The following is an 11,330-nucleotide window of genomic DNA, read 5'->3' as shown; positions in this document are numbered from 1 at the left end:
ACGCGGCCACCCGCGTCGAGCCCGGCGGCGAGGGCCGCCGCGGTCGCGGGTCCCGCGCTCACCGGACCTCCCGGAGGCGGCCGGCCGCCATCTCCAGGACCCGGTCGCAGCGCGCGGCCAGGGCCCGGTCGTGCGTCACCACCACGAGCGTGACGGGGAGCGCGGTGAGCAGGCCGGCGGCCTCCTCCTGGCCCTCGAAGTCGAGGGCGGCGGTGGGCTCGTCGGCGAGCAGGACGCCCGCCCCGGCGGCCACGGCGCCGACCGCACGCGCCACGTACATGCGCTGCAACTGCCCCCCGGAGAGGGTGTCGAGGGACCGCCGCGCGAGCCCTCCCACGCCGAGTCGCTCCGCCGCCGCAGCCGCGGCCCCCGCGTCGGAGCCGCTCGCGAGGAGCTCCTCGCCGAGCAGCGGGAACCGGCCCGCGGCCGGCTTCTGCGGGATCCAGGCGCAGGCCCGGCGCCGCCAGGCCCACCCGGCCGCCGAGCGGGCCTCGCGGCCCCCGACCTCGACGGTCCCGGCGACCTGCCGGTGCAGGCCGAGGACGGCGCGCAGCAGCGTCGTCTTGCCGGAACCGTTCGTGCCGGTCAGCGCGACGCGCTCGCCGGCGGCGATGTCCAGGTCGACCCCGCCGACCGTCTCGCTGCGGCCGTGCCGGCAGGAGACCCCGCGCATCCTTACGTCCAGTCCGCCCATCCACCCGTCCCGTTCGCGCCCCCGCCGCGCCCTCCTCCGGGGCCGTCGGTCCTGGAGGAGTCGTACGCGGGGCGTGTCGGGTTCCCGCGGGGCGGCGGGCAGTGGTTACGTCGGTGGCCCAGACCCGTAGCCGCCAAGGAGATCGCCATGCGGATCCATGTGACCAGTGTCTTCGTCGACGACCAGGACAAGGCCCTCGACTTCTACACCGAGAAGCTGGGCTTCGTGAAGAAGACGGAGGTCCCCCTCGGCGACTACCGCTGGCTGACCGTCGTGTCGCCGGAGGCCCCCGAGGGCACCGAACTGCTCCTGGAGCCGGACGCGCACCCCGCCGCCAGGGCGTACGCGCGCGCCCTGGTCGCGGACGGCATCCCGGCCACCTCGTTCGCCGTGGACGACGTCCGCGCCGAGCACGAGCGGCTGAGCGCCCTCGGGGTCCGCTTCACCCAGGAACCGACGGAGGCGGGCCCGGTCACCGTCGCGGTCCTCGACGACACCTGCGGCAATCTGATCCAGATCGTCCAGCTGCCCTGACCGCCGGGCCGGTCAGGCGGCGGGCTTGCCGGGCTGGTCGTGGGTCGAGCAGTGGATGCCACCTCCGCCGGAGGCGATGGTGTCGATCTGCAGCTGCACGACCTCGCGCTTGGGGAAGTGGTCCTGGAGGATGCCCCGGGCGCGGTCGTCGGCCTTGCGGTCGCCGAACTTCGGCAGGAAGACCGAGTCGTTCGCGACGTAGAAGTTCGCGTACGTGGACACGAAGTCGTCGCCCTCGCCGGTGATCAGCTCCAGATCGGGCTGCGGCAGGTCGATGATCTCGAAGCGCCGGCCCCGGGCGTCGGTGGCCTTCTCCAGGACCGCGCGGGCCTGGTCGGCCGAGCGGGACCAGGAGTCCGGGGGAGTCCCGGGGAACGCCTGGTCGAGCAGGACCACGCCGGGCGCGGTGAACCGTACGAGGCTGTCCACGTGGGCGTCGGTGATGTCCTGGCCGCGGACGCCGGCGAGCCAGACCACCTTCTCCACGCCGAGCGTCTCGATCAGCTCGTCCTCGATCTGGTCCCGGGTCTTCCCGCGGTTGCGGTTGTCGTTGACGATCGAGCTCTCGGTGACGAGCAGGGTGCCCTCGCCGTCAGTCTCGAACGAGCCGCCCTCGGCGGTCAGCGGCGCCACCTCGCGGGGGATGCCGTACCTGGCGAGCAGCCTGCGGCCGACCAGGGCGTCGTTGTCGTGGGTCTGCTTGTTGCCCCAGCCGTTGAAGTTGAAGTCGATGCCGACGAGCTCGCCGTCGTCCTCGACGAAGACCGGGACGGTGTCGCGGGCCCACAGGTCGTCGACGGGCATCGGGATGACCTCGACCTGATCGCCGCAGGCCTTCCGGGCCCCCGCCAGCTGGGCCGGGCGGGCCATCATCACGACCGCCTCGTACTCCGAGACGGCCCGTGCGATGCGGGCGATGTCCTCCCGCACGTACGGGAGCTCCTCCCCCCAGACGGAGTCGAGGGCCGGCCAGGACATGAAGGTACGGGTGTGGCTCTCCCATTCGGCGCCGAAGCGGCGCTCGCCGGCCGCGGGCGGGGTGCCCGGAGTGCTGCTCGTACCGGCGGCGGCGCCGCCCTGAGCGGACTCCTCGGGACCGCAGGCGGCCGCCCCGAGGGCGAGGGCGCCGCCGATTCCGGCGAACGTCCGCAGGGCCGTGCGGCGGGAGGGGTGACGGTGGGACACGGTGTGCTCCGATCATGGGCTGGCGAGACTGTCCGGCGGCGGGCGGATCGCGTGACGCGGCGGCGGGAATCGCGGGCCTGGCCTCAGGCCGTGCCGTGCGCCCGGTCGGGCGGCGCGGCGGGCGTGAGTGGGGGTGGCCGTGGCGTCACTGTGGCACTGACTGGATATTCAGTCAAATGGCCGCAGCGGCGTGGCGGTGCCGTGTCGCCCGGTCGGCGGACGGCGGGAGCGCGATGCGTCGGCCCTTGTGTGGCAAGGCCCACGGGGCGTTTCGCCCGTGTCATGTTGACTGAAACTTTGGTCAAAGGCACGATCGTGCCCATGTCCTCCACGTACCCTCCCGGGCCGCGGCCGGCCCACGCGCCGCCGGCGCCCGAAGACCCCCGAGAGATCGGCGGCTACCGGATCCAGGCCCGGCTCGGCGCCGGCGGCATGGGCGTCGTCTACCTCGCCCACACCCCGGGCGGGCGGCCCATCGCCCTCAAGGCGGTGCGCGAGGACTTCGCCGCCGACCCGGAGTTCCGGCTGCGCTTCGCCCAGGAGGTCGCCAGCGCCGGCCGCATCCACGGCCTCTTCACCGCGCAGGTCGTGGACCACGGAGCCGACGACCCCGTCCCCTGGCTCGCCACCGCCTACGTCCCCGGACCCTCGCTCCAGCAGGTCGTCGAGCGCCACGGCCCGCTCCCCGTCCGCACGGTGCTCCTCCTCGTCGCCGGGATCGCGGAGGCCCTCCAGGCCATCCACGGCGCGGGCGTCGTCCACCGCGACCTCAAGCCGGCCAACGTCCTGATCGCCGAGGACGGCCCGCGCGTCATCGACTTCGGCATCGCGCGGGCGGCCGACGCCACCGGGCTCACCGGCACCGGGCTGCGGATCGGCACCGCCGCGTACATGGCGCCCGAGCAGGCCCTCGGCCTCGCGGTGACGCCCGCCACCGACGTCTTCGCGCTCGGCGCGCTCGCCGCGTACATCGCCGGAGGAACGCTGCCGTTCGGCGCCGGTCCCGAGTCGGCCGCGCTGTACCGCGTGGTCCACGAGCCGGCCGACCTCTCCGCCGTCCCCTCCGACCTGCACGCCCTCCTCGAACGCTGCCTCGCCAAGCGGCCCGAGGACCGCCCCGGGCCCGCCGAGCTGATCGCCGCCGCCCACGCGCACCCGGCCGTCGGCCCCGCCCCGGAGTTCACCGAGGGCTGGCTGCCGGGCGCCGTCCGGCAGGAGCTGCCGGGCGGGGCCGCGGTGCGGGCCTCCCTTCCCGCGCCGCACCCCCTCCACGACCGGCCCACCCACGCCGGGGCGGCCGCCCCCGTGCCCACACAGCGGGTGCCGGAGCCGCACCCGCAGCCCCGCGCCGAGCCCCGCCGGGGTGCCGCCCGGGCCCGCCGCCGACGCGGGCGCACGGCGCTGACCGCCGGGCTCGCCACCGTCGTCCTGCTCGGGGCGGCGGCCGGGGCCGTGTACTACCTGGACGACCCCGAGGCGTACCCCTCCTTCACGCCGGTGTACGCCGACGTCGAGCTGACCGCCCCCGACGACGCGTACGAGTTCGACCTCGGCGCCGGGAAGGTGGTCGCCGCCGAGACCGCCGACTGGTACCTCGGCCGCGACAAGGGCGGCTTCGTCCTGCCCGAGGACGCCGACGCCTTCGTCGCCTCCGGGTACGTGCTCGGCCCCGAGGACTGCGACCGGGGCATCGAGACGGAGCCCGTCACGAGCCTGCCCCTCGACGACCTCGCCGACGAGCGCCCCTTCTGCGTCCGCAGCCCCGACGGCCGGAGCCTCGTCGTCGCCCGGCTCGTCGACGGGGCGGCGGGCACCGGCCCGGTCACCGTGGTCCTCAGCCGGTACCGGAAGGAGGGCTGACCCGAGGCGCGGGGCGGGGCGCCCGCCGACGCCCGGCGGGAGGCGCGGAACCGGCGCCGACGATCACTCCGTACGCCGCTCCGGATAGGCTTCGTGACATGGCGTCTCGTAGTACTCAGATCCTTGAAGCGGCCGCCCGGGTGATCGCCCGGCGCGGGGTCCGCGGGCTCCGCGTGGAGGAACTGGCCGCCGAGGCCGGGGTCTCCACCGGCCTGATCTACTACCACTTCAAGGACCGCACCGGAATCCTGCGCCACACGCTGGAGTTCATCAACGACCGGGCCGAGCGGTACACCGCGCACGACCCCGACGCCGAGCCCCTCAGCCCGCGCGAGGAACTCGACCAGGTCCTCTGCCTCGAACTCCAGGACACCCCCGAGGTGCGGGAGAACAGCTCGGCCTGGGGCGAACTGCGCGCGAGCGCCGTCTTCGACCCCGTCCTGCGCGAGGACCTCGCCCGCGCGACCCTCCAGTGGGTGCAGGAGGTCGCCGGGCTCCTGGGCCAGGTGCGTCCCCTGGCGCCCGCGGCCGCGCTGGCCTCCGCGGCCGAGCGGCTCACCGCCCTCCTCGAAGGCCTGAGCATGCGCTGGCTGAGCGGAGGCCTCGCGATCGACCACGCCCGCACCCTCATGCGGGAGGCCGTCGAGGCGGAACTGGCCCTGCTGCCGGGGGCGTAGCCCCGGCTCCCGGCTCAGCCGACGTGGACGCGGGGGCGGCGGTCGCGGTCGGGCTCCGCCTCCCGCAGCACCTCGCGGGTGACGGGGGCGACCTCGCCCTGCCCGAGGAGGAAGAAGCGCAGGAAGTTGGCGAAGGGGTTGCCCTCGGTCCACTCGAAGTAGATGTGGGGGCTCACGCCGGTGAGGTCGCGGGCGTGGAGCAGGAGGGCGGCCAGCGCGTTCGGAATGGAGGAGGACTCCACGGTGAGGACGCGGTAGCGGTCGTGCATGACCTCGCCGCGCACGGTCAGGCCGGCCTCGAACTCGGAGGGGTCGGTGACCGTCACCTCGATGAAGACGAAGTCCTCGGTGGTCGGCAGGTCGTTGTCGGCGCGGATCTGCTCGATCTTGTCGCGGTACTCGGCGACGTCCCGGGAGTCCGGCTCGTTCGCGACGAAGCGGGGGGTGCGGCGCGAGATGTCCTGGATGAAGCGCTCGGCCATCCCGTCGAGCTCGATGTGGGTGACGCGCAGCTCGAAGGCGCGTCCGAGACGCGAGAGGAGCGAGATCAGGATGATGCCGGCGATGAAGCAGGCGCCGATCTTCACGCCGTCGGGGCGCTCGATGACGTTGACGACGGTGGTGTAGAGGAAGACGGCGGAGATGACGCCGAAGCCGATGGTCCAGCCCTTCTGACCGGCCTTGCGCGCCGCGATCGTCACCGCGATGGCGGCCGAGCAGATCAGCACGAGGACGCCGGTGGCGTACGCGCCGCCCTGCGCGTCGACGTCCGCGTCGAAGATCCAGGTCACCAGGAAGGCGACCAGCGTGAAGACGATGACCATGGGGCGCACGGCGCGGGCCCAGTGCGGGGCCATGCCGTACTTGGGGAGGTAGCGGGGCATCAGGTTGAGCAGTCCGGCCATGGCCGAGGCGCCCGCGAACCAGAGGATCGCGATGGTGGAGACGTCGTAGACGGTGCCGAAGGTGTTGCCCAGGTACTCGTGGGCGAGGTAGGCGAGCGCGCGGCCGTTGGCGTCGCCACCCGACTCGAACTCCTCGTGGGGGATCAGGACGGTGGTGATGAAGCTCGTGCAGATCAGGAAGACGCTCATGATCAGCGCGGCCGTGGTGAGCAGCTTCTTCGTGCCCCGGATGCGGCCGGCGGGCCTCTCCTCGGTGTCGCCGGGGTCGCCCTGGACGTGCGGCATGACCGCCACGCCGGTCTCGAAGCCCGACAGGCCGAGCGCGAGCTTGGGGAAGACCAGCAGGGCGACGCCGACCATGGCGAAGACGTTCCCGTGCTCGGCGGTCAGGGCCGCGGTCCAGTCGGTGACGACGTGCCCCTCGGTGATCACGTGCCACAGGCCGGTGACCACGACGACCGCGTTCAGGGCGAGGTAGACGCCGACGAGGACGACGGCGACGCCGATGGCCTCCAGGAAGCCCTTGAGGAAGACCGCCCCGAGCAGGGCGATCAGCACCAAGGTGATGATCATCTGCTTGTTGTGCAGGGCCTCTTCGAGGTGGGGGTTCTCCACGAGGTGGGTGGAGGCGTCGGCCGCCGACAGGGTGATGGTGATGAGGAAGTCGGTCGCGGCGAAGCCGAGCAGGGTGAGGACGAAGAGCTTGCCCTTCCAGAAGGAGAGCAGCCGGGAGAGCATCGCGATGGAGCCCTCGCCGCGCGGGCTCTCCTCCGCCACGCGCCGGTAGACGGGCAGGGCCCCCGCCAGGGTGACGATCACCAGGACGATCGTCGCGACGGGGGAGAGCAGCCCGGCGGCCAGGGCCGCGATGCCGGGCTGGTACCCCAGGGTCGAGAAGTAGTCGACACCGGTCAGGCACATCACGCGCCACCAGCGCTGGCCCTTGTGTCCGGCGTCCGGCGCCGACTCCACCGGCCGGGAAGGCCTGCCCTTCCCCATGTCGGAGAGGCCCTCCAGCATCCACGCGCGCAATCGTCCGGTGCGGGCGTCGTTCGTGGTGGCCATCGGGTGTCCCTGGGGTGGTGTGGGTGTCGGCTTTCGGCCATCCGACGGACGGCCGGGCAAGCCTAAGCAGACCGTGGGGCGCCGACCGGGGGTCACGCGTCAGGGAAGCGTCAAGATCCCCCTGTCGGACGTCATGCTTGTCACACCGGGAGCCCGTGGGTGTCAGCGGGCGCCGAAGACCTGCGTCCAGTAGGGGCCGCCGGACTGGTGCAGGCCGATGCCGATCTCCTTGAAGTCGCAGTTCAGGATGTTCGCCCGGTGGCCGGGGCTGTTCATCCAGGAGTCCATCACCTGCGCCGCGGTGGTCTGGCCCTGCGCGATGTTCTCGCCGTACGTCGACCACGTGTACCCCGCGGCCGTGACGCGCTCGCCGGGGCCGTCGCCGTCGGGGTTGGTGTGGTCGAAGAAGTTCCGCGCGGCCATGTCGTCGGAGTGGCCCTGGGCGGCCTTGGTCAGGAGGGGGTGCTCGGTGAGCGGCCCGCAGCCCGCCTTGGACCGTTCCGCGTTGACCAGGCTGATCACCTCCTGCTCGGTGGAACCGGAACCGGAACCGGAACCGGAACCGGAACCGGCCCCGGATCCGGACGTCGGCCTCGTGGTGGTGCGCACCGGGTCGGGCGCGGGTGCCGTCGTACGGGTCGGCCGGGGCGGCACCGGCCGCGCGGTGCGCGAGGGGGGCGGCGTGGGGCGCGAGGGCGTGGCGGACGCGTGGGCGGTCTTCGACGCCGACGGCGAAGGGGTGGCCGAGGGGGAGGCCGTCGCCGAGGACGCGGTCGGCTTCAGCGCGGTGGGCAGGCCGTGGTCGGCGGTCGCGCTCAGGGTCGTGTCCCGGCCCTCCGTCCCCTCGTCCGGTCCGGTGGTCAGGGTGAAGGCGCCGCCGGCGACGGCCGCCACGGCTATGCCCGCCGCGACGACGACGCGCCTGCGGCCGCGCCGCTGCCGGCGCCGGCGGCGGACGGCCCGCGTGCTCCGGGCACCGCGGCCCGCGGCCCCCTCGCCCGGCCCGGACCCGGCGGCGCCCCCGGCCCCGTGCCGCGCCGGGGCGGGCGGGACGGCCGGCGGGGTGGCCAGGGGGGCGGCGAGCGTCTCGGCGGCGTGCACGGACGGCTGACCGGAACCGGAATCGGAACCGGAACCGGAGCCCCAGCCGGAGTGCGGGGCCGTGCCGGGGGCGGGGTCGGCACCCCAGCCGGAGTGCGGGGCCGTGGCCGGGTCACCCCAGGCCGCTCCCTGGTCGGCGGTGTGTCCGGAGGCCCGGTCGGTGAGCCGGCCCGCCGCGGCGACGGTCTCGAAGCCCGCCCGCTCGCGGACGCCCGCGAGGAGCAGCGCCGCCGGCGGCACCAGGAGCAGTCCCGCGAGCAGCCCCTCCGCCGGGACGAGACCGCTCCACAGCCCGGCGCAGTACGCGCACGCGCGCGCGTGCCGGGCCAGACGCTTGCGCCAGAGCGCCGACGGCCGCCCGTCCCAGGTCCCCGTCTCGTACCGCAGCGTCTCGCAGGGCGGGTTCTGCGCCAGGGCCCGCACGACGATCCGCGCGGCTTCGAGGCGGTCCTTCATCCGCTGGACCCGCACCGCGGTGTGCTGCGGGGACAGCTGGAGCGCGGTGGCCACCTCGTGGCGGGCGAGTTCGCCAGCGCACTCCAGCCACCACAGCGAGAGCAGCTCCCTGTCCTCCGGCTCCAGCCAGCGGGTCGCCTCGGCGGTCTCGCGCCGCTGCCCGGACAGGTTCAGCCGGACCACGGCCAGCTCCACGAAGTCGGAGCCGGGCTGCGGGATCTCGTGCGCGTCGTCGAGGCCGCGCGCGGGGAGGCCGGCCTGCTGCCGGTGCCAGTGGCCGCGTACGGCGTTCATGGTGATGGCGACGAGCCAGGACCTGAAGCTGTCCGGGGAGCGCAGGTCGCCGAGGCCGGCGAGCGCCCTCAGCATCGCCTCCTGGACGACGTCGTCGACGTCGTGGTGGCCGTTCATCGCCCGGCCCACGATGTTGTAGACGAGGGGCAGGTGGAGAGCGACGAGCCGGTCCTGCGCCCGCGGGTCTCCGCTCTGTGCCGCCCTGACCAGTTCCGTACCCTGCTGTGCGCCCATGCTCCGAATCACCCTGCCTGTTCCGCTGTCGTCGACGGCCAACACAAGGGAGATCGGGGGGAGGCGGACCGATAACAGGAATCGGCGCACGAGTTCCGGGAACCTTCGGGGTCCCGTAGAGGAGGCCAGGGCGCCGGCCGGGTCTTCGTGGCTTCCGCCCATACGTGCTCGCGCGTCGTTCCGGCAAGACTGCCAGGGCATGACGGATCACCAGGCATGACCGAGCACTGGGGAGGACCGCGCCATGGGCGTGCAGCTGTACGACGAGATCGGTGAGGCGTTCGAGGGCTTCAAGTCCCTGCCGCTGACACGGTACGGGGAGGTGCCCAGCTTCCTGAAGCTGGTGGGCGACGTGCGGGGGAGGACGGTGCTCGACCTCGCGTCCGGAACCGGCTTCTACAGCAGGGAGCTGAAGCGGCGCGGTGCCGCGGACGTCCTCGGCGTCGACATCTCCACGGAAATGGTCGCCGCGGCGAAGGCGTTCGAGGAGAGCGAGCCGCTCGGGGTGCGCTACGAGGTGGGGGACCTCGCCGAACTGCGGCCCCTCGAAGAGCGCTTCGACCTCGCGCTGGGGGTCCAGGCGCTCAACTACGCGCCGGACATCGCCACGATGGAGGCGATGTGCCGCCATGTCCACCGGAGCCTGAAGCCGGGGGGTGAGTTCTTCCTCCTCGTGCAGAGGCCGGACTACCGCTTCGACGGACCGTCCCTCGCCCGGTACGGCTTCCTGTGCGAGGCGACCGGCGAGGAGATCGAGACCGGACCGCGCGTCCGGATCACGGCGCTGCTGGACCCGCCGATCTCCTTCGTCGGCGCCTGTCCGCGCCGCGAGGTCTACGAGGGGTCCCTGCGCGCGGCCGGGTTCGGCGACCTGACCTGGGTGCCGCTGGAGATCTCCGACGCCGGTGTCGCCGAGTTCGGGGAGGAGTTCTGGGCGGACTGCCTCGCCAACCCGCCCTTCGAGCTGCTGCGCTGCCGGGCCTGACGCCGGGGTGACCCGGTCCGCCCGGCGCGGGATCGACACGCGGAGGGCGGACGGGGCACGGGCGGGGAGGCGGGACGCGGTCCTGCGAGGATGCTCGAACGGACCGCTTCATCCCTTTCGTCCCCTGTGAGTCGCCATGGTCGCCTTCCTCGTCCTGCTGTCGCTGCTGTTCGTATGGGCCCTGGTGTCGGCCCGGCTCGCCCGCTGGAACATCACCGCGCCCATCGCCTTCGCGGTGGCCGGAGTGATCCTGACGAGCGGTGACCAACCGGCCCTGGCGCTCGACATGGACACCCACACCTTCCAGGTGTCCGTCGAGCTCGTGCTCGCCGTGATGCTGTTCACGGATGCCACCGAGACCCGGGGGTACGAACGGCTGGGCTCGTCGCCGGGGGGCCGCCTGCTCGGCCTGGCGCTGCCGGCCTCCGTCCTCCTCGCGGTCCTCTTCGGCGCCCTGCTGTTCCCGGGCACGAACGGATGGCTCCTGGCCGTGGCCGCGCTCGTCGTGATGCCGATGGACCTCGCGCCGCTCACGATGTTCCTGCGCGACGAGCGGGTCCCGCTGCGGGTGCGGGCCGCCCTCAACATCGAGGGCGGTTTCAACGACGGTCTGGTGTCCCCCTTCTTCGTGTTCTGCGTGTCCAACCTCGTCTCCGCCGAGGGGGACTCGTTCGGCGACCTGGTCCTGAACGCGGTCAAGGGCGCCGGATACGCGGTCCTCGCGGGCGGTGTCGTCGGCCTCCTGGCGGCCTGGCTGGTGCGCCGGTGCCTGGACGCCGGCTGGGCCCTGGCCACGGGGCTGCGGATGGCGAGCCTGGCCCTGCCGTTCCTCGCGTACGCGGTGTCGGTGCAGATCGGCGGCAACGGCTTCGTCGCGGCCTTCGTCGCCGGTCTCTGCTACGGCCGGACCGCGCACGCCCTCGGCACCGACAACCTCAGCCTCCTGCACGACATCGGACTCCTGATGGCCGTGGGGACCTGGTTCACCTTCGGGGCGCTGGTGGCCGACGCGTTCGCGCGCGGGATCGACCCCGCGGTCTTCGGCTACGCCCTGCTGGCGCTCACGGTCGCCCGGATGGTGCCCGTGCTCGCCGCGCTCACCGGTACCCGCTTCAGCCGGACCGACCGGATCGCCGTCGGCTGGTTCGGCTCGCGGGGCGTCACGTCCATCGTCTTCGCCGTCCTCGCCTTCGCCCAGCTCGCGGACGACGACGCGGACTTCGTCGTCGACGTGACCTGCGCCACCATTCTGCTCAGCATCGTGCTGCACGGCATCACGATGGAACCCATCGCCCGCTGGTTCGCCCGCCGTCCCGAACCGGAGGCGTGATCGACGACAA

9 protein-coding genes are annotated in these 11,330 nt (G+C 73.5%); 5 read left to right on the top strand and 4 right to left on the bottom strand.

Annotated elements, in window-relative coordinates; genetic code table 11:
- Positions 1-58: 58 nt before the first annotated feature.
- Positions 59-694: an ATP-binding cassette domain-containing protein gene (locus ABTY59_RS30340; protein ID WP_352022266.1), complete on the bottom strand. Its 636-nt coding sequence runs from the start codon at positions 692-694 to the stop codon at positions 59-61.
- Positions 695-841: 147 nt separating this feature from the next.
- Between ABTY59_RS30340 and ABTY59_RS30335 the strand changes: the two genes are divergently transcribed.
- Positions 842-1,228 carry a VOC family protein gene (locus ABTY59_RS30335; protein WP_352022265.1) on the top strand — a complete coding sequence of 129 codons (387 nt, stop codon included), beginning with the start codon at positions 842-844 and terminating at the stop codon, positions 1,226-1,228.
- Positions 1,229-1,240: 12 nt separating this feature from the next.
- Here ABTY59_RS30335 and ABTY59_RS30330 read toward each other — a convergent pair whose 3' ends face one another.
- On the bottom strand, positions 1,241-2,413 hold the full coding sequence (locus tag ABTY59_RS30330; RefSeq protein WP_352022264.1) for an agmatine deiminase family protein: 1,173 nt from the start codon (positions 2,411-2,413) through the stop codon (positions 1,241-1,243).
- 321 nt (positions 2,414-2,734) lie between these two features.
- Here ABTY59_RS30330 and ABTY59_RS30325 point away from each other — a divergent pair, with 321 nt between their 5' ends.
- Together ABTY59_RS30325 and ABTY59_RS30320 are read left to right on the top strand one after the other, a co-directional pair.
- Positions 2,735-4,273, top strand: a complete 1,539-nt coding sequence (locus ABTY59_RS30325) for a serine/threonine-protein kinase (protein ID WP_352022263.1) — start codon at positions 2,735-2,737, stop codon at positions 4,271-4,273.
- Between the two features lie 98 nt (positions 4,274-4,371).
- Positions 4,372-4,950: a TetR/AcrR family transcriptional regulator gene (locus tag ABTY59_RS30320; RefSeq protein ID WP_352022262.1), complete on the top strand. Its 579-nt coding sequence runs from the start codon at positions 4,372-4,374 to the stop codon at positions 4,948-4,950.
- 14 nt (positions 4,951-4,964) lie between these two features.
- Here the strand turns inward: ABTY59_RS30320 and ABTY59_RS30315 are convergent, their stop codons facing one another.
- Positions 4,965-6,920, bottom strand: a complete 1,956-nt coding sequence (locus tag ABTY59_RS30315; protein WP_352022261.1) for an APC family permease — start codon at positions 6,918-6,920, stop codon at positions 4,965-4,967.
- A gap of 162 nt (positions 6,921-7,082) precedes the next feature.
- On the bottom strand, positions 7,083-9,005 hold the full coding sequence (locus ABTY59_RS30310; protein ID WP_352022260.1) for a sigma-70 family RNA polymerase sigma factor: 1,923 nt from the start codon (positions 9,003-9,005) through the stop codon (positions 7,083-7,085).
- A gap of 244 nt (positions 9,006-9,249) precedes the next feature.
- Here ABTY59_RS30310 and ABTY59_RS30305 point away from each other — a divergent pair, with 244 nt between their 5' ends.
- Both ABTY59_RS30305 and ABTY59_RS30300 read left to right on the top strand, forming a co-directional pair.
- Positions 9,250-9,990, top strand: coding sequence for a class I SAM-dependent methyltransferase (locus ABTY59_RS30305; RefSeq protein WP_352022259.1), 741 nt, complete (start codon positions 9,250-9,252; stop codon positions 9,988-9,990).
- A 136-nt stretch (positions 9,991-10,126) separates the two neighbouring features.
- Positions 10,127-11,320, top strand: a complete 1,194-nt coding sequence (locus tag ABTY59_RS30300) for a cation:proton antiporter domain-containing protein (protein ID WP_352022258.1) — start codon at positions 10,127-10,129, stop codon at positions 11,318-11,320.
- The last annotated feature ends 10 nt before the right edge of the window (positions 11,321-11,330 follow it).

The sequence above is a fragment of the Streptomyces sp. NPDC096079 genome, from assembly GCF_040303145.1.
Taxonomy (GTDB): domain Bacteria; phylum Actinomycetota; class Actinomycetes; order Streptomycetales; family Streptomycetaceae; genus Streptomyces.
This window is presented reverse-complemented; position numbering and strand designations above follow the sequence as displayed.

Coding starts and splice junctions, on each gene's coding strand:
- ABTY59_RS30320 (WP_352022262.1), top strand. CDS start 4,372: ATGGCGTCTCGTAGTACTCAGATCCTTGAAGCGGCCGCCCGGGTGATC.
- ABTY59_RS30305 (WP_352022259.1), top strand. CDS start 9,250: ATGGGCGTGCAGCTGTACGACGAGATCGGTGAGGCGTTCGAGGGCTTC.
- ABTY59_RS30315 (WP_352022261.1), bottom strand. CDS start 6,920: ATGGCCACCACGAACGACGCCCGCACCGGACGATTGCGCGCGTGGATG.
- ABTY59_RS30335 (WP_352022265.1), top strand. CDS start 842: ATGCGGATCCATGTGACCAGTGTCTTCGTCGACGACCAGGACAAGGCC.
- ABTY59_RS30340 (WP_352022266.1), bottom strand. CDS start 694: ATGGGCGGACTGGACGTAAGGATGCGCGGGGTCTCCTGCCGGCACGGC.
- ABTY59_RS30325 (WP_352022263.1), top strand. CDS start 2,735: ATGTCCTCCACGTACCCTCCCGGGCCGCGGCCGGCCCACGCGCCGCCG.
- ABTY59_RS30300 (WP_352022258.1), top strand. CDS start 10,127: ATGGTCGCCTTCCTCGTCCTGCTGTCGCTGCTGTTCGTATGGGCCCTG.
- ABTY59_RS30310 (WP_352022260.1), bottom strand. CDS start 9,005: ATGGGCGCACAGCAGGGTACGGAACTGGTCAGGGCGGCACAGAGCGGA.